This window comes from Pseudomonas jilinensis, assembly GCF_003586265.1.
GTDB lineage: Bacteria > Pseudomonadota > Gammaproteobacteria > Pseudomonadales > Pseudomonadaceae > Halopseudomonas > Halopseudomonas phragmitis.
The window spans coordinates 65,612-82,647 of the sequence record NZ_QJSA01000006.1 but is presented as its reverse complement, the minus strand read 5'-3'; the positions used below and the strand labels follow the sequence as shown (position 1 = coordinate 82,647).

The following is a 17,036-nucleotide window of genomic DNA, read 5'->3' as shown; positions in this document are numbered from 1 at the left end:
GTGATGGGTAACGGACGCAGTGGCCGGTTAGGCGCCGGGTTGGGCTTGGCTTTGACGGCGCTGGTGGCTAGTTCAGCTGATGCCGGACCCAGTGTGGCTTTCATCAATCCAGGCAAGCAAGACGAGCCATTCTGGCAGGACGCAGCCTTGGCCATGCAAGAGGCTGCCACCAGTTTGGGGATTGAGCTTGAAATGCTGTTTGCCGAGAGAGACTATCTGGCCCAGATCAGTCTCACTCGTGAGGTGGCTGAGCGCCCTCGACAATTGCAGCCCGACTATCTTGTCCTGGTCGGGGACAAGCGGACTCTGTTCGAGCAGCTTGAGCTGGCCGAAGGCGCCAATATCCAAAGCTTCGTGGCCTACAACACCGTGCAGAGCGATGAGCGGGCGGTCCTTGGATACCCCCGTGAACGCTATGCCTTTTGGCTCGGTAGCCTGGTGCCACGGGCCGAGGATGCCGGCTATCTGACGGCCAGGGCTCTGGTGGAAAAGGCCCGATCCCGAGGGCTGAGCAATCCTGAAGGCATTATTGAAGTGCTGGCGATCTCCGGCGACCGGGCAACAGATAGTTCGAACCGACGTAATCGCGGAATGCAGGCGGCGTTGGCCGAGTATCCGGATGTACAGTTGCGTCAGCTGGTGCATGGCGACTGGCGCAAGGACAAGGCGGCGGAGCAGGCTCGACAGCTATATCTGCGCTATCCAGAAGCCAGAGTGCTTTGGGCTGGGAGCGATCTAATGGCCTTTGGCGCCATTGATAGCTTGCGCCAGGGTGGAGGTGTTCCCGGCCAGGACATGCTGTTTTCTGCGATCAATACCTCCGAAGAAGCCATGCAGGCGCTGATTTCCGGAGAACTGGGTGCTTTGGCTGGGGGGCATTATCTGACCGGAGTCTGGGCGCTGGTGCTGCTGTATGATCATTATCATGGTCTCGACTTTGCTGCGACCGAAGGTACGGAGCTTGAACGCCCGATGTTCATGTCGTTCGATTCGGACAGCGCCCGGCAGTTTCTCGAGCGCCAGAGCCTGACAGGGACAACTGTTGACTATTGCCATTTCAGCAAGGTCTGCAATTCGGCCCGCGAGGACTACGACTTTTCTCTGAAAAGTTGGTTGGAGGCGCCGGTCCATGACCAGTGACAAGCCTTTCGCACCGCTGAGTGCCCGGCTGATCAAACGCCTGGCCGGATTGGCGCTGCTCTGCATCCTCGCGGGTTCGATCATCCACGCGCTGCTGCTCTACCAGCAGGAAAAACGCCATTTCACTCAGACCATACAGCAATTGGCCGAACTGCATGTGCCGCTGCTTCAGGTGGCGCTTTGGGATATCGAGATCGAGGCCCTGAGTCGTCAGGTCGAGCAGATTGCGTTGCTGCCGGACATTGCCGCCGTCGAACTTAGGGCGACAACCGGTCTGGATGTGCGCGCAGGCAATTTCGCCAGCCTGATCCGCCCGGATGCCAGCCTGCGGATTCCTCCACCCGATGGGGGCGCCTTCGATCTGGCCGAGTTGCATGTGTACTACCAGCATCAGCGCCTGACCCAGGCTATTGTCGCTGCAGCGGGCTTGCGCCTGTTTGAACTGTCATTGTTCACGCTATTGATCTGCCTGGTTATCTTCCATTACCTGCGCCGGGAACTGGTGGTTCCATTGGGGCGCATGGCCGGCTATGTCGGCGCCCTGGTACCGGAGAAGCATCCGCCGGCACTGGCACCACTTCATCCGCAGCGACCCTGGAGAGATGAGATCGATCAGGTGGCTGAGGGATTCGATACTCTGCGTGAGAGCATTGGTCATTATGCCGCGCGCCATGAACAGGCGTTGCACACGCTGGAACAGGAGCGCGATAGCCTGGACCGGCGAGTGGCTGAGCGCACCGAAGAATTGGCCTTTGTCAGCGGCTATCAGGAATGGCTATCGCAAAGCATGCTCAGCTTCATGCATATAGGCCATGCCGATTACCCCGATACTCTGCAGCGCTTGCTGGGCGAGCTGGCTGGTTACTTAAAGCTGGATGCCTGTGCGCTATTCGAACGTCATGGGCAGCAGAGCTGGACTACTCGCCTGGTCTGGTTTGGTTCCGAGGATTGGCCCTGGCTTGAACGCACTCATCGGCAACTGGGCCTGCCAGGACAGCCGCAGGAACCGGGCTGGACCCTGCAGTCATCGGAGGCTGACCCGGGCGTGATACTGGTGCGTTATCACAGCCAGCAGCGGGGCTTTACCTGTGCGGTCAGAAGTGCCGAACGCCAGGCCTTGCCGCCGGCCCGGCTGAGTCTGCTTGAGGATGCGGGGCAGTGGCTGTTCAGTCTGTTGCAGCGCTGGGAGCACGCACTGGATCTGGAGCGTGCCCGCCAGGAACTGTTGGTGTTGTCACACCGGGACCACTTGACCGGGCTGGCCAATCGCCGGCATTTCGATGAGCGCCGAGCCGATGAAGTTCGTCGTGCGCTGCGCAATCAGCAACCGGTTGGATTGCTGATGATCGATGTCGACTATTTCAAGAACTTCAATGATCTCTATGGCCATGGTCACGGCGATGATTGTCTGGTTGCCCTGGCCGATCAGCTCAAACGGCGGTTCAAACGAGCCGCGGAGTTACCGGCTCGGCTCGGCGGTGAGGAGTTCTCAGTACTATTGCCCGGTTACTCCAGGGAGCAGGCTCTGGCTGCTGCCGAGAACTTGCGAGAGGCAGTGTTCGGTCTGGGGATTGCGCATAACGGCTCACCCTTGCGGGTGGTAACCGTCAGCGTCGGTTGTGTCTGGTGGGATGGCTCCAGCAGAGATGAGGGTGTGACCCGCTTGATCAGCCGCCTGATGAATGCCGCCGACAGCGCGCTCTATCAGGCCAAGGGGCAGGGTCGCAACCAGGTTTGCGCCCAGGCGCTGGAGGCTCCCGGTGCCGAAGATGAGCCCGGCACCGAGGTTGAACAGCGCGATTGCTGATCAGTTGTCGGGATTCTTGGGCCGCAGAAGCCACAAGGCCAGAACCCCGGCAACCACGCCCCAGAAGGCTGAACCTATCGACAGCAGACTGATGCCCGAGGCGCTGACCATAAAGGTGATCAGCGCGGCATCGCGTTCACCTGGATTGGCCATGGCCTGGGTCAGGCCGTTGGCAATCGACCCCAAGAGCGCCAGTGCGGCAATTGAAATCACCAGTGTCCAGGGCAGGGCGATGAACACTGCGGTCAGAGCCCCGGCGAACAGGGCGATGGGTAGATTCAGCAACCCGCACCAGATGGCCGCGGCGTAGCGTTTGCTCGGGTCCTGATGGGCCTCAGGGCCGGTACAAACCGCAGCGCTGATTGCCGCCAGGTTGACCCCGTGAGCCCCCAGCGGGGCCAGCAGCATTGAAGCCAGACCGGTCAGCGAAAGAATCGGTGAGGCCGATACCCGGTAGCCGTCGGCCCGCAGTACCGCCATGCCTGGCAGGTTCTGTGAAGTCATCGCGACAATATACAGCGGCAAGCCGATGCTGATCAGAGCGCTGAGTGACAGGCCCGGTACGGTTAACTCTGGCAGGGTTGGCGTCCATTCAACCGTAGGCAGATCAAACAGCCCGGTAAACCAGGCAATCAGACAGCCTGCCAGCAAGGCCAGCGGCACGGCATAGCGCGGCAGCCAGCGCTTGCCAAGCAACCAGGTCAGTCCCATGCCGACTACCAGTCCCACCTGTTGTTCAGCGGCGATCAGCATTTCACCGGCGATCCGGAACAGGATGCCGGCCAGCAGTGCTGCCGCCAGCGATGCCGGGATGCGCCTGACCAGACGTTCGAAACTCCCAGTCAGCCCGGTAAGCATGACCAGCAGCCCGCAAAAGATGAATGCCCCGATGGCGTCGGCGTAGCTGACAGTCGGCAGGCTGGTGATCAGCAAGGCTGCCCCAGGGGTGGACCAGACAACCAGAATCGGGGTTCGATAACGCAGCGACAGGATCAGGGTGCAGACGGCCATGCCGATGGCCAGCGCCCAGATCCAGGAAGCGATCTGGGACTCGGTCAAACCGGCGGCTTGCCCCGCCTGAATCATCAGTACCAGCGAGCTGGCATAGCCGGTGAGGGTGGCGACAAAGCCGGCCACCAGGGTCGATGAGTTGAAGTCATTCAGCAGGTTTGTCTGCGATTCAGCCGTGCGCATACCGCAATGTCCAATAAGAAACCAGGGGGGTGCGCACAGCATAGGTCAGGCTGCCCTATGCTCAGCGATACAGTTGAGCAGAGAGTTGGGGCAACAGATGGTCAGTGACGAGTCAGTTCGAAGTGATAGTCATGTTGTGGCAGGGGCTAAACAACGCACAACGCCCGCATAAGCGGGCGTTGCGGGCGTTGCAGAGAGCTCCGCTGTACTTCAGAACTCGTAGGTGGCTGACAGCCAGAGACGGCGGGCTTCTTCCAGGGTGCCGTCGGTAGACTGACCCGTCTGGATATAGTTGGATACCCAGCCGGTCGCACCGGTATTGGTCGTGTAGAACTGACCTTTGGTGAAGTCCTTGTCAAACACGTTGTAGATAGCCGCGTTCAGACTCAGGCGGTCAGTGGCACGGTAGGAGCCGCCAAGGTGGAACACTTCGTAGGCCTTAAGGTCGCCAGCAGCATCGTACAGCGCCTGGTTGGCCGCTGACAGGTTCTCGTAACGGTCAGTGAAACGCTCACGCTTGCTGCGATACTCACCCTGGAACCACAGGTTCAGTCGTTGAGTAGTATCCCAGTTGATCCGGGCATAAAGCTGATGATCCGGGCTGTTGGTCAGGGGTGCGCCCTTGTTGTCGCCGCTCTTCTGCTCACTATCAGTGTAGGTGTAGTTGGCGCTCAGGCTCCAGGCCGGTGCGAATTGCCATTTACCTGCAATCTCTACCCCCTGGGTCATGGCCTTACCGATGTTCTTGTTCTGGGCGAAGCTGTCCTGATCGAACCCAGGACCGAAACTGATGCAGCCGGGCAGGTTGGGGTTGGCACTGGAGAAACAGTTCGGGATCGGGGTGCCAGTATCGATCTTGTCTTTGAACTGGTTGTGGAACAGGGTAACGTTGGCGTTGAAGTTGGCCAGATTGTCGTAATAAACGCCAAACTCGGTATTGGTGGTGATTTCTGGATCAAGATCAGGGCTACCAATGGTGATGGTGGCTCCCTGAGCGGTTACCCCGTTGATTCCATTGTGCAACTGATTCAGGATCGGGGTTTTGTAGCCCCGGCTGACACCGCCTTTGAGGGTCCAGTTGTCGGTGGTATTCCACACCAGATAGGCGCGTGGACTGACGTGACCGCCAAAACTGTCATGGTGCTCGTAGCGTGCGCCAAGGGTCAGAGCCAGATTTTGGCGCAGACGCCATTCATCTTCGGCGAACAGCGCCCAGGACTTCTGTTCGAAGGTTTCGGTGGTAATGCCGTCTTTTACTTCGGCATCCCACCATTGGGCGCCAAACGTACCGACATGCGACTGCCCCAGCGGAGCGACCAGTTTGGTATCGAAAATCAGGTCGGTAGATTTGAGCTCGCGGTCGGCGCCGACGATGATGCTTGGGAATCCTACATAGCCCTGGCCAATAGGCGTGCCGGGAATGGTACGACCTAGGGTCTCAGTGACATTGTGGGTCACACTACTGCTCCAGCGGCCAAAGTCCAGCCTGGCTTCATGCCCCAGCGCGACCTGATTGCGGGTGAAGCGTAGTTCATCCTTATAGCCATTGGCGCGAGTCGGAGCGTCGGTGGTACAGCCATTGACAGCGTTGCCGCCGGCCTTGCCATCCAGACTACCCAACTGGCAGTCGTCGTTGTTGTAACGCTGAGCGCCACGCTCGAAATCCAGATAAAAATCGTTACGCTCACTGGGAGTGAGGTTGAGGCGCACACCAGCAGTGAAGTTCTGACCTTCTACCGGTGAAGCGCCGCGCTTGCTGACGTTGCTGCCGTCACTGAACTGCAGGTTGGACTTCTCGCGGTCATAGAAACTGCCACGCAGGGAAACGCCCAGCAGGTCATCAACCAGCGGGCCGCTGGCATAGAGGTTGGTACGGGTGCTGTCGCCATAGTCACTGTCTTCCTGGAAAACGTGGTCAACGGTTACAGTGGCTCCCCATTCAGCGGCAACTTTCTTGGTGATGATGTTGACCACACCGCCCATGGCGTCTGATCCGTACAGGGTCGACATCGGCCCGCGGATGACTTCGATACGCTCAATTGCCGACATTGGCGGCATGAAGCTGGTAGCGGTCTCGTTGAAGCCGTTGGGAGTGACATTGCCCGCGGTGTTCTGACGTCGGCCATCGATCAGGATCAGCGTGTATTCGCTGGGCAGGCCGCGCATGCTGATATTCAGCCCACCGGTCTTGCCGGTACCCTGGCGAATATCAATACCTTCCACCCCGTCCAGCGCCTGAGCCAGATTGGTGTAACGGTTGCGGCGCAGGTCTTGCTGACTGATGACGCTGATGCTGGCGGGCGCGTCGGTGATCTTCTGCTCAAAGCCTGAAGCGGTCACCACGGTATCGGCCAGCCGAACACTGTCCTGGGCCTGGTTGGCCATGGCAATGCTGCTGGCCAGCAAAGCCAGGCCGCCAACGGCGAGGGAGGGGCGGTAGTGCGTCATCAATCGGTACTCCTTTCCTTTGGTAATTGCTGCCGTGAGTGCGTTTGTGTGCAACTAGTTCGCGATTGGCAGTAATGATGATAATGATTATCAACTGCCGATAACTCTAAAGAGCGCAAAGGAAAAGTTCCAGCGTTAGGGGTGAAACCTCGTGTTGCTCAAACTGGAACAGGGTAGGTAGCTGCTCAGCCCGCATAGGGATCAAGGGCTTGGCGTAGGTGAGGTGGCGAAGACTGATAGCCACTGGCCGGAATTCTGCTGTCAAGCATTTGACAATAATTCTCGTTACCAAGAGAATCGGGAAGTCTCCCCAACAAGCGTTTGATTTCATATGCCGCAGTCCAGATCCGAACCTTGCGTCAGTGCCCTGGGTCATACCCGTCGTGGAGGGAAAAAGGCATGGTGATGCATGACTTCAATGAACTGAGTGTGTTCGTCGCGGTGGTTGAGCAGGGAGGCCTGACCCCGGTTTCAACCGCGCTGGGTTTGCCCAAGTCAACTTTGAGCCGGCGCATCAGTCAACTCGAAAACCGCGTAGGTCAACGCCTGTTACTACGCCAGTCTAACCGGATGCTGGCGACTGAAGCCGGCAAGTTGTTTTACAACTATTGCCGGCAGATGCTGGATCTTGGCGAGCAAAGCCAGCAAGCTCTGGACGACCTGAAGGAAGAGGTGAGCGGTGAGCTTGTGTTGCGTATTCACAATGCCTTCGAGCGTGGCTGGCTGCCGCCGGTAATTCACTCATTCATAGAAGAGCATCCGGGTATACGGATCCAGGTAAGCAGTAGCTTGCGTCCACCGTCGCAGGAGGATGCCGGTCAAGGCGATCTGTGGCTTTGGCTTGGACCTGAAGCCAGCAATGGGCTGCGCAGTGAGCCGCTGGGGCGCTGGACCACAGGACTATATGCCAGCCCGGCCTATGTGCAGGCTAACGGAGCACCCGAGCATCCTCGCCAGCTCAACCTGCATCGCTGGGTCGATGTATTGGGCGGTGGTACGGAGTCGGTGCGTTTGCTACATGGTCAAAAAGGGCCTTATCTGTTCAAACCAACGCCGTCGCGGCTTAAGGCAGACACAGTGGTTCTGCAAGCCGATGCGCTGGTGCGTGGGCAAGGCATCGGGATTCTGCCCAACTGGTATGCCGAGCGTTACGAAGCGGCCCATCCAGGCAGCTTTGTGCGCTGCCTGGACGGCTGGGCACCGGAAGCCTTGCCGGTAAACCTGATGTACAGTTTCGGTAGGGCGCCGCGCAAGGTTGGCGCCCTGATCGACTGGTTACGTCAAGCGGCGCCAGAAGCCTGGCGCCAGTAGCCCACAATTATTTCAGGCGGCGCTCAATGCCCATCTGGACCAGAATCTTGGCGGAAATCTCTTCGACCGAAAAGTGCGTCGAGTTGATGAAGTCGATGTTCTCGCGGCGGAACAGGTTTTCCACTTCGCGAACTTCGAACTCGCACTGGGCAAAGCTGGCATAACGGCTGTTTGGCCGGCGTTCATTGCGGATGCTGGCCAGCCTGTCGGGGTCAATGGTAAGGCCGAAGAGCTTGTGCTTGTGCTGTTTGAGCGCGGCCGGTAGTTGCAGGCGCTCCATGTCATCTTCGGTCAGGGGGTAATTGGCCGCACGGATGCCATATTGCAGGGCCATATAAAGGCAGGAAGGAGTTTTGCCGCAGCGCGAGACCCCGACCAGAATGATATCGGCTTCATTGTAGTAATGGGTGCGGGCACCATCGTCATTGTCCATGGCGAAGTGCACGGCATCAATACGATCCTTGTAGTGAGCGTTGTGCTGAATAGAGTGCGACTTGCCGACCGAGTAGGAGGAACCGTCACCCAGTTCCTGCTCCAGCGGGGCCAGGAATGAGGAGAAGATGTCGATCATGAAGGCATTGGCCTTGGCCAGTTCTTCACGAATTTCCTTGTTGACCACGGTATCGAAGATGATCGGACGTGCCCCATCCTGCTCGGCAGCCGCATTGATTTGTTGTACCATGTTTCGCGCTTTTTCGATGGTATCCACGTAGGGCCGCAGCCGTTTGGTGAACTGAATGTTTTCAAACTGCGTGAGCAGGCTTTGACCGAGAGTTTCTGCGGTAATACCGGTACCATCCGAGATGAAAAAAGCGGTGCGTTTCATGCGCGAGGCCTTAAGATGTCCTGATTGGCTGAGTGCTGCGGTAACGAGCCTGAGGCTCCTTGCCGGCATTGTGGCGCATTTGTCACATTCAGGCCAGACAGTCTGATTTGTGGCATGCGCCACTCAACTTATCGATTTACGGAGAGATCACCTTGTTAGAGTACGTAGTGTCCTTCGAACAGCTGGGCGTTGGTGATGTTGAGCGGGTAGGCGGCAAGAACGCTTCCCTGGGTGAAATGATCAGCAACCTGTCCCACGCCGGTGTGTCGGTTCCTGGTGGCTTCGCCACTACCGCCCAGGCCTATCGTGACTTCCTCGAACAAAGTGGTCTGAACGACCGCATCCATGCAGCCCTCGATGCGCTGGATGTCGACGACGTCAACGCCCTGGCGCAAACCGGTGCGCAAATCCGTCAGTGGGTAATGGATGCTCAATTCCCTGCCGCTTTGGACGAGGCGATCCGCAAGGCCTTCGTTGAGCTTTCTGCGGGCAATGACAATCTGGCAGTAGCCGTGCGCTCCTCGGCTACTGCTGAAGACCTGCCAGACGCATCCTTTGCCGGCCAGCAGGAAACCTTCCTTAATATTCGCGGCGTCGATAACGTGATCCGCGCCTGCAAGGAAGTCTTCGCCTCTCTGTTCAATGATCGCGCCATCGCCTACCGGGTCCACCAGGGCTTCGACCATAAGGGCGTGGCGCTATCAGCTGGTGTGCAGCGTATGGTGCGCTCGGAAACTGGCACCGCCGGGGTAATGTTCACCCTGGACACCGAGTCGGGCTTCCGTGACGTGGTCTTTATCACTGGTGCCTACGGTTTGGGTGAGACCGTGGTGCAGGGTGCGGTCAACCCCGATGAATTCTACGTACACAAGCCGACCCTGGAAGCCGGGCGGCCGTCGATCCTGCGCCGCAATCTGGGCAGCAAGGCGATCAAGATGATCTATGGCGAAGAGGCCAAGGCCGGTCGTTCAGTCAAGACCGTTGATGTCGACAAGGCCGAGCGGGCACGTTTCTGTATCAGCGATGAGGAAGTGGTCAACCTGGCAAAGCAGGCGCTGATCATCGAGAAGCATTACGACCGGCCGATGGATATTGAGTGGGCCAAGGACGGAGACGATGGCAAGCTGTATATCGTTCAGGCGCGCCCTGAAACGGTCAAAAGCCGTAGCAATGCCAATGTCATGGAGCGCTACCTGCTCAAGGAAAAAGGCAAGGTACTGGTCGAAGGTCGAGCCATTGGTCAGCGGATTGGTTCTGGCCCGGTCAAGGTCATTCATGATGTCTCGGAAATGGACAAGGTGCAGCCAGGCGATGTGCTGGTCTCGGACATGACCGATCCGGACTGGGAACCGATCATGAAGCGCGCCAGCGCCATCGTCACCAATCGCGGTGGTCGCACCTGTCACGCGGCGATCATTGCCCGTGAGCTGGGTATTCCGGCTGTGGTCGGCTGTGGCAACGCCACCAGCGAGCTCAGAGATGGCCAGGAAGTTACCGTTTCCTGCGCCGAAGGTGATACCGGACTGATTTACGATGGCCAGTTGTCGTTCGATATCCGCACCAACAGCGTTGATGCCATGCCGCCGCTGCCATTCAAGATCATGATGAACGTCGGCAACCCTGATCGCGCCTTCGACTTCGCCAATCTGCCCAATGAGGGCGTAGGACTGGCCCGTCTGGAGTTCATCATCAACCGCATGATCGGCGTGCATCCCAAGGCGCTGCTGAACTTCGCCAGCCTGCCGGCGGACGTCAAGGACAGCGTCGAAAAGCGCATCGCCGGCTACCCCGACCCGGTCGACTTCTATGTCGAGAAGCTGGTTGAGGGTGTCAGCACCCTGGCTGCGGCCTTCTGGCCGAAAAAGGTCATTGTGCGACTGTCCGACTTCAAGTCCAACGAATACGCCAACCTGATCGGCGGTCGTCTGTACGAACCGGAAGAAGAGAACCCGATGCTGGGCTTCCGTGGCGCTTCGCGCTATATCAGCGACTCGTTCCGCGACTGTTTTGAACTCGAGTGCCGGGCAATGAAGCGCGTGCGCGATGTCATGGGGCTGACCAACGTCGAAATCATGGTGCCGTTTGTGCGTACCGTCGGCGAAGCCAAGCAGGTCGTTGAACTGCTGGCCGAAAACGGCCTCAAGCGCGGCGACAATGGCTTGCGTCTGATCATGATGTGCGAGTTGCCGGCCAATGCGCTGCTGGCCGAAGAGTTCCTTGAACACTTCGACGGCTTCTCGATCGGTTCCAACGACCTGACTCAGTTGACCCTGGGGCTGGATCGCGACTCCGGCATTATTGCCCACTTGTTTGATGAGCGTAATGCCGCGGTCAAAAAGCTGCTGTCCAACGCCATCAGCGCCTGCCGCGCTGCCGGAAAGTACATCGGCATCTGCGGTCAGGGGCCTTCTGATCATCCGGATCTGGCCAAGTGGCTGATGGAGCAGGGCATCGATACCGTATCGCTCAACCCCGATTCGGTAATGGATACCTGGTTCTTCCTGGCCGAAGGTCAGAACTAAGCGCAAGGAGCTACCTATGCAGCACTATGTAACCCCGGATCTGTGTGACGCCTATCCTGACGTCGCCGTGGTCGAACCGATGTTCAGCAACTTCGGTGGTCATGACTCCTTCGGCGGCCAGATTGTCACGATCAAATGTTTCGAAGACAACTCGGTGGTCAAGGAGCAGGTCGAGCAGGATGGCCGTGGCAAGGTCATGGTAGTCGATGGTGGCGGCTCCATGCGCCGGGCACTGCTGGGCGACATGCTGGCTGAGAAAGCAGCCAGTAATGGCTGGGAAGGCATCATCGTCTATGGCTGTGTACGGGACGTCGATGTACTGGCTCAGACCGCGCTCGGTATTCAGGCGCTGGCCAGTCACCCGATGAAGACCGACAAGCGGGGGATTGGCGACCTGAACGTGGCTGTCACCTTTGGCGGTGTCACCTTCAAACCGGGTGAGTACGTATATGCCGACAACAACGGCATCATCGTCTCAGCCGAGCCTTTGAGTATGCCTGAATAAATAAGGCGTGGCGGGCATTCTGGTTTAATGGGCTCTCATGACCGGTCAGTGGTGACACTGACCGGTCGGCGTGCGTCTGAAACAGGAGTCCACTGATCCGGAGGTCAGCCATGGAAGATCCTTTTGAGCGCCGAGTGCGCGAATTGATGCGTCAGGCATCTGAGCAGCAGTCGGAGAGTACCGATGACCAGCGTTTGGAGCGGGTACTGCACAAGGCCCATATCCACGGTGGCATCTTCGACCTGCTGAATCTGTTTACCCGTTGGGGTTGGGTTTTGTCTGAAGGCGGCGCGCGTGGTTTGAGACATATCAAGCCGGTACGTCGTGAACACGACGAAAACTCATCCATTGACCCCCATTGAATAGCGAGCGAACCATGGAACTGGAAACCTGGAGTCAAAGCTTTGTTGCCGCCATGACTACCCTGTGGGGCAAGGTGGCTTCTTTCATTCCCGACCTGATCGCTGCGCTGTTCATCATCCTGTTGGGCTTCGTGGTAGCCAAGATCGTCGATACCATTCTTAGCAAAGGCTTGGCCAAGTTGGGGCTTGACCGCCTGATGACTGGGGCGGGTGTGACCAAGATGCTGGGCCGGGTTGGGATTCGGGCGCCGGTGTCAGCAGTGGTGGGCAAGATCGTCTATTGGTTCATTGTGCTGACCTTTGTCGTTTCTGCTGCCGAAACCATGGGCCTGGCCCGGGTCTCTGCGACTCTTGATGCTTTTGCACTATATCTACCCAAAGTATTTGGTGCCGCTCTGATTCTGCTGGCCGGCTTGCTGCTGTCGCATCTGGTTGGCGGTGTGGTCAAGGGTGCTGCTGAAAGTATCGGCGTCGACTATGCCAGCAGTCTGGGACGTTTTGTTCAAGGCTTGCTGGTAATCATCACGGTGTCACTGGCGATCGGTCAGCTGCAGATTGAAACTGCGCTACTCAATACGGTCATCGCTATCGTGCTTGTGTCCTTTGGTGCTGCCGCAGCATTGGCGCTGGGTCTGGGCAGTCGCCAGATCGTCGGTCAGATCGTTGCCGGGGTTTATGTGCGAGAGCTGTATCAGGTCGGTGACCGGATCAAGGTCGGCGAGCTCGAAGGGATAATTGACGAAATTGGTACAGTCAAAACCACGCTGGTCGACGATGAAGGTGCCATTATTTCGGTGTCAAACCGCACTTTGATTGATGAGCGAGTGTCCCGCTGAGTGCGGGACCCCCTTAATACTGACACGTCGCGACGATCTATTTTGAGTCCGCCCAGCGTAGCCCGTACCCGTTATCGACCTGCCGAACTCTCGGACGAAGAGCTGGTGGCCAAGGCCAACAGCGAGCTGTTTCATACGACCACGGCCTATGAAGAGTTGATGCGCCGTTATCAGCGCACGCTGTTCAATGTTTGTGCACGCTATCTTGGTAACGAGCGTGACGCAGATGATGTCTGTCAGGAAGTCATGCTTAAAGTTCTGCATGGCCTGAGGCATTTTGAAGGAAAGGCCAAGTTCAAAACCTGGCTATATAGTATTACCTATAACGAATGTATTACTCAGTACCGCAAGGAGAAGCGCAAAAAGCGCTTGCTGGATGCACTAAGCCTGGATCCGCAGGATGAACATCATGAACAGGAAGAGAGTGTTGCCGAGCGCACCAGTCTTGACCGTTTCCTGGTCCATGTGAACCCTGTAGACAGAGAAATTTTAGTGTTGCGTTTTATTGCTGAGTTGGAGTTTCAAGAGATTGCCGACATCATGCATATGGGGCTAAGTGCCACCAAGATGCGTTACAAGCGCGCCTTGGAAAAACTCAGAAAGCATATCGACAATCCTTTTTAGATCGCTCGCATATTGAAATTGTTGTATTTCTGTTATACTTGCGCCTGTGTTGTGCGCAAACCTAGTGTCCTAATGGATTATATGGGGATTCAAAGATGAAATTGAAAAACACTGTGGGTATCGTTGTTGGCGCCGCTATCGCGGCTTCCACCATGCCTGTCATGGCCAAGGGTGCCGGATCTGTCGAAGTTGAGGCTTTCGCCAAACGCTACTTCACCGATAGCTACCGCAACATGAGCGACGGCACCCTGGTGGGCGGCGGCATTGGTTACTTCCTGACCGATGACGTTCTGCTGAACATCAATCTGGGCACCTATCGCAACAGCCTGGAAGACGATGCGACCAAAGAAGACATCAACGGCCGCCTGGCTACCGTTGAAGCCATCTACCACTTCGGTGCTGGTAACTTCCGTCCTTACCTGTCTGGCGGTCTGGGTCACCAGGAACTGGATCAGGTCACCAGCAGCAGCCGTGACAAGACCACCATGGCTCTGGCCGGTGCTGGCGTCAAGCAGTACCTGAGCGACAATTTCTATGTCAAAGCTGGCCTGGACGTGCTGTACGGCTTCGACAGCAGCAACACCGAGTGGCAAGCCGGTGTTGGCATGGGGCTGAACTTCGGCGGCAAGCCGGCTCCGGTTGTTGCTCCGGCACCTGCTCCGGCACCTGCTCCGGCTCCGGCACCTGAGCCGGTCATGCAGTCGGTCCGCGTTGAACTGGACGTCAAGTTTGACTTCGACCGTGACAGCATTCGCCCGGAATTCCGTCAGGACATCCAGAGCCTGGCCGAGTTCATGAAGACCTACCCGTCGGTCACCACCACTGTTGAAGGTCACACCGACTCCGTCGGTTCGGATGCCTACAACCAGGGTCTGTCCGAGCGTCGCGCCAATGCAGTTCGTCAGGCTCTGATCGACGAAGGCGTTGAGCCGTCCCGCGTTAGCGCTGTTGGCTACGGCGAGTCCCGCCCGATCGCCGATAACAGTACCGACGAAGGTCGCGCGATGAACCGTCGTGTTGAAGCTGAAGTTGAAGCACAGGTTGAAGTTCGCTAAGTCGAACTCAATCCCATGCCTGGCTTGCCAGGCATGAACAAAAAAGCCCCGGCTCATGCCGGGGCTTTTTTGTCAGCTCTGCGTAAACTCAGTACTCAAGGTAATTGGCTCCGGGAAAGCGCAGACGGAAGTCTTCGGGCATGGGTACTACCTTGGATGTGGTGAAGTCGTAGAAGACAAACCCTGATTTTGCCAGGGCCACCAGCTCGCCACCTTCGGCCTTGCTGATGCGGAAGATGATATCACCGCCGTATCTGTTCAGGTCCATCAGGCCCACCTCAAAGATCAGCCGGTCACGGGCAAAGGCCTCGCGCTTGTAGGTGGTGGCAAGGTCGGTGACGATAATCCCAGTGTCATTCTCGCCAACTTCTTCAATGCCAAACTGGTACAGAAACCGAGCTCTGGCTTCGGAGATCATCGAAATCATCGAGTCATTGGCCAGGTGCTTGCCTGCGTTGATATCGGTGATACGAACGGTCAGCTGTGTGGTGAAGTAGAACTGGTCATCGGGGAATACGAGGTTCAGGCGAGCCATGCTGAATCTTTTACCTATTGTACGGATGCCTTGGCGGCTTTGATCAATCGGGCCGGAGAGACCGGCAGGGCAGGGCGCATTGTACGCGACTCGCGGGTAATACGCAGGCCCATCACGAAAAAGGCCACCCGAAGGTGGCCTCTTTCTGACAACCGGGCGAACCCGGTGAACCTATCGGTGATTAGCCGAACTGATTCATGGTGTTGTCTTTACCGCTAGCCTTCAGAGCAGCTTCGCCAGCGAAGTACTCCTTGTGGTTATCACCAATGTCAGAACCAGCCATGTTCTGGTGCTTGACGCAGGCGATACCCTGGCGGATTTCCTGACGCTGAACACCTTTCACGTAGGCCAGCATGCCTTGGTCGGCGAAGTAACCTTTGGCCAGGTTGTCGGTCGACAGAGCAGCAGTGTGATAGGTCGGCAGAGTGATCAGGTGGTGGAAGATACCAGCCTGAGCAGAACCGTCACGCTGGAAGGTACGGATCTTCTCGTCCGCCAGTTGGGCCAGTTCGGTTTCGTCGTAGTCGACGCTCATCAGGTTGGCGCGATCGTAGGCAGAAACATCCTTGCCTTCGGCAACCATCGCATCGAATACCTGCTGACGGAAGTTCAGGGTCCAGTTGAACGACGGGCTGTTGTTGTAAACCAGCTTGGCGTTCGGGATGACTTCGCGGATGCGGTCAACCATGGCCTTGATCTGACCAACGTGCGGCTTCTCGGTTTCGATCCACAGCAGGTCGGCGCCGTTTTGCAGGCTGGTGATGCAGTCCAGAACGCAGCGGTCTTCGCCAGTGCCAGCGCGGAACTGGAACAGGTTGGACGGCAGGCGCTTGGGACGCAGCAGTTTGCCTTCGCGCTTGATGACGACGTCGCCGTTGCCGAGTTCGGCTTCGGAGATTTCTTCGCAATCCAGGAAGGAGTTGTACAGGTCGCCGAGGTCGCCCGGCTGGTTGGTAACAGCGATCTGCTTGGTCAGGCCGGCACCCAGAGAGTCGGTACGAGCAACGATCACGCCGTTGTCGATGCCCAGCTCAAGGAAGGCGTAACGAACGGCAGCGATCTTGGCGAGGAAGTCGGCATGCGGAACGGTTACTTTACCGTCCTGGTGGCCACACTGCTTCTCGTCAGATACCTGGTTTTCGATCTGGATGCAGCAAGCACCAGCTTCGATCATGCGCTTGGCCAGCAGGTAGGTGGCTTCCGGGTTACCGAAGCCGGCGTCGATGTCAGCGATGATCGGTACGATGTGAGTTTCGTAGTTGTCGATCTGGTTCTGGATCTCTGCAGCCTTGGCGGTATCGCCAGCTTCACGAGCGGCGTCCAGAGCGGTGAACAGCAGGTCCAGTTCGCGGCTGTCGGCCTGACGCAGGAAGGTGTACAGCTCTTCGATCAGGTCGGAAACAGCGGTTTTCTCGTGCATGGACTGGTCAGGCAGCGGACCGAAGTCGGAGCGCAGTGCAGCAACCATCCAGCCGGACAGGTACAGGTAACGCTTGTTGGTGGTCTTCAGGTGCTTCTTGATCGAGATCAGCTTCTGCTGACCGATGAAGCCGTGCCAGCAGCCCAGCGACTGGGTGTAGACGGAGGAGTCGGCGTCATACTCTTCCATGTCTTTGCGCATGATATCGGCGGTGTATTGAGCGATTTCCAGACCGGTCTTGAAGCGGTTCTGAGCACGCATACGGGCGACGGACTCGGGGTTGATAGCGCTCCAGCTGCTGCCGAACTTCTCTTTCAGAGCGGCAACGGCCTTGATATCGTTTTGATAAGCTGACATGGTCAATCCTTCACAGTTTGCAGTAGGTTCAGCACGATTTGTGACCCTGTTCCCGCCAAACGGAACTGCCGTCAAGGGTTGACATAGGAAGGGC

At 57.6% G+C, this 17,036-nt stretch carries 14 protein-coding genes; 9 read left to right on the top strand and 5 right to left on the bottom strand.

From position 1 onward, the window contains the following. Window positions 1-3 precede the first annotated feature (3 nt). Both C2846_RS08085 and C2846_RS08080 read left to right on the top strand, forming a co-directional pair. Window positions 4-1,140: an ABC transporter substrate-binding protein gene (locus C2846_RS08085; protein WP_119701193.1), complete on the top strand. Its 1,137-nt coding sequence runs from the start codon at window positions 4-6 to the stop codon at window positions 1,138-1,140. Further along, on the top strand, window positions 1,130-2,947 hold the full coding sequence (locus C2846_RS08080) for a GGDEF domain-containing protein (protein ID WP_119701192.1): 1,818 nt from the start codon (window positions 1,130-1,132) through the stop codon (window positions 2,945-2,947). The genes C2846_RS08085 and C2846_RS08080 overlap by 11 nt, the downstream gene beginning before the upstream one ends. Here the strand turns inward: C2846_RS08080 and C2846_RS08075 are convergent, their stop codons facing one another. Both C2846_RS08075 and C2846_RS08070 read right to left on the bottom strand, forming a co-directional pair. Then, entirely contained in the window at window positions 2,948-4,141 is a 1,194-nt protein-coding gene (locus C2846_RS08075; protein ID WP_119701191.1) for a benzoate/H(+) symporter BenE family transporter, read from the bottom strand. Window positions 4,142-4,351: 210 nt separating this feature from the next. Then, a complete protein-coding gene (locus C2846_RS08070; RefSeq protein WP_240638180.1) occupies window positions 4,352-6,526 on the bottom strand; it encodes a TonB-dependent receptor domain-containing protein in 2,175 nt (724 codons plus the stop codon). Between the two features lie 462 nt (window positions 6,527-6,988). Between C2846_RS08070 and C2846_RS08060 the strand changes: the two genes are divergently transcribed. Continuing rightward, on the top strand, window positions 6,989-7,900 hold the full coding sequence (locus tag C2846_RS08060; RefSeq protein ID WP_205890133.1) for a LysR family transcriptional regulator: 912 nt from the start codon (window positions 6,989-6,991) through the stop codon (window positions 7,898-7,900). Between the two features lie 7 nt (window positions 7,901-7,907). Here the strand turns inward: C2846_RS08060 and ppsR are convergent, their stop codons facing one another. After that, a complete protein-coding gene (gene ppsR / locus C2846_RS08055; RefSeq protein WP_080050713.1) occupies window positions 7,908-8,726 on the bottom strand; it encodes a posphoenolpyruvate synthetase regulatory kinase/phosphorylase PpsR in 819 nt (272 codons plus the stop codon). A gap of 152 nt (window positions 8,727-8,878) precedes the next feature. On the opposite strand from ppsR, the gene ppsA reads away from it, so the two are divergent. The 6 genes from ppsA to C2846_RS08025 all read left to right on the top strand — a co-directional run bounded on the left by ppsA (window position 8,879) and on the right by C2846_RS08025 (window position 14,630). Then, window positions 8,879-11,248 (top strand): phosphoenolpyruvate synthase, encoded by a 2,370-nt coding sequence (gene ppsA, locus C2846_RS08050; protein WP_080050712.1) that lies wholly within the window; start codon window positions 8,879-8,881, stop codon window positions 11,246-11,248. Between the two features lie 16 nt (window positions 11,249-11,264). Further along, window positions 11,265-11,753, top strand: a complete 489-nt coding sequence (gene rraA, locus C2846_RS08045; RefSeq protein ID WP_119701189.1) for a ribonuclease E activity regulator RraA — start codon at window positions 11,265-11,267, stop codon at window positions 11,751-11,753. Between the two features lie 110 nt (window positions 11,754-11,863). Then, the gene (locus tag C2846_RS08040; protein ID WP_080050710.1) at window positions 11,864-12,115 is read left to right on the top strand and encodes a hypothetical protein; all 252 of its coding nucleotides are present in this window, start codon (window positions 11,864-11,866) and stop codon (window positions 12,113-12,115) included. Between the two features lie 14 nt (window positions 12,116-12,129). Continuing rightward, window positions 12,130-12,951 carry a mechanosensitive ion channel family protein gene (locus tag C2846_RS08035; protein ID WP_080050709.1) on the top strand — a complete coding sequence of 274 codons (822 nt, stop codon included), beginning with the start codon at window positions 12,130-12,132 and terminating at the stop codon, window positions 12,949-12,951. 42 nt (window positions 12,952-12,993) lie between these two features. Next, window positions 12,994-13,575, top strand: a complete 582-nt coding sequence (gene sigX / locus C2846_RS08030; RefSeq protein ID WP_080050708.1) for an RNA polymerase sigma factor SigX — start codon at window positions 12,994-12,996, stop codon at window positions 13,573-13,575. Window positions 13,576-13,670: 95 nt separating this feature from the next. Further along, window positions 13,671-14,630 (top strand): OmpA family protein, encoded by a 960-nt coding sequence (locus C2846_RS08025; protein WP_080050707.1) that lies wholly within the window; start codon window positions 13,671-13,673, stop codon window positions 14,628-14,630. An 88-nt stretch (window positions 14,631-14,718) separates the two neighbouring features. Here the strand turns inward: C2846_RS08025 and C2846_RS08020 are convergent, their stop codons facing one another. Both C2846_RS08020 and C2846_RS08015 read right to left on the bottom strand, forming a co-directional pair. Then, window positions 14,719-15,165 carry a thioesterase family protein gene (locus C2846_RS08020; protein ID WP_080050706.1) on the bottom strand — a complete coding sequence of 149 codons (447 nt, stop codon included), beginning with the start codon at window positions 15,163-15,165 and terminating at the stop codon, window positions 14,719-14,721. Window positions 15,166-15,346: 181 nt separating this feature from the next. Then, window positions 15,347-16,942 carry an isocitrate lyase gene (locus tag C2846_RS08015; RefSeq protein ID WP_119701188.1) on the bottom strand — a complete coding sequence of 532 codons (1,596 nt, stop codon included), beginning with the start codon at window positions 16,940-16,942 and terminating at the stop codon, window positions 15,347-15,349. Between the last annotated feature and the right edge of the window lie 94 nt (window positions 16,943-17,036).

What these genes read in the sequence shown, in the direction of transcription:
- C2846_RS08070 (WP_240638180.1), bottom strand. Translation starts at nt 6,526, where the DNA reads ATGGCCAACCAGGCCCAGGACAGTGTTCGGCTGGCCGATACCGTGGTG.
- C2846_RS08080 (WP_119701192.1), top strand. Translation starts at nt 1,130, where the DNA reads ATGACCAGTGACAAGCCTTTCGCACCGCTGAGTGCCCGGCTGATCAAA.
- C2846_RS08085 (WP_119701193.1), top strand. Translation starts at nt 4, where the DNA reads ATGGGTAACGGACGCAGTGGCCGGTTAGGCGCCGGGTTGGGCTTGGCT.
- rraA (WP_119701189.1), top strand. Translation starts at nt 11,265, where the DNA reads ATGCAGCACTATGTAACCCCGGATCTGTGTGACGCCTATCCTGACGTC.
- C2846_RS08060 (WP_205890133.1), top strand. Translation starts at nt 6,989, where the DNA reads ATGGTGATGCATGACTTCAATGAACTGAGTGTGTTCGTCGCGGTGGTT.
- C2846_RS08040 (WP_080050710.1), top strand. Translation starts at nt 11,864, where the DNA reads ATGGAAGATCCTTTTGAGCGCCGAGTGCGCGAATTGATGCGTCAGGCA.
- C2846_RS08035 (WP_080050709.1), top strand. Translation starts at nt 12,130, where the DNA reads ATGGAACTGGAAACCTGGAGTCAAAGCTTTGTTGCCGCCATGACTACC.
- C2846_RS08020 (WP_080050706.1), bottom strand. Translation starts at nt 15,165, where the DNA reads ATGGCTCGCCTGAACCTCGTATTCCCCGATGACCAGTTCTACTTCACC.
- C2846_RS08075 (WP_119701191.1), bottom strand. Translation starts at nt 4,141, where the DNA reads ATGCGCACGGCTGAATCGCAGACAAACCTGCTGAATGACTTCAACTCA.
- C2846_RS08015 (WP_119701188.1), bottom strand. Translation starts at nt 16,942, where the DNA reads ATGTCAGCTTATCAAAACGATATCAAGGCCGTTGCCGCTCTGAAAGAG.
- ppsR (WP_080050713.1), bottom strand. Translation starts at nt 8,726, where the DNA reads ATGAAACGCACCGCTTTTTTCATCTCGGATGGTACCGGTATTACCGCA.
- C2846_RS08025 (WP_080050707.1), top strand. Translation starts at nt 13,671, where the DNA reads ATGAAATTGAAAAACACTGTGGGTATCGTTGTTGGCGCCGCTATCGCG.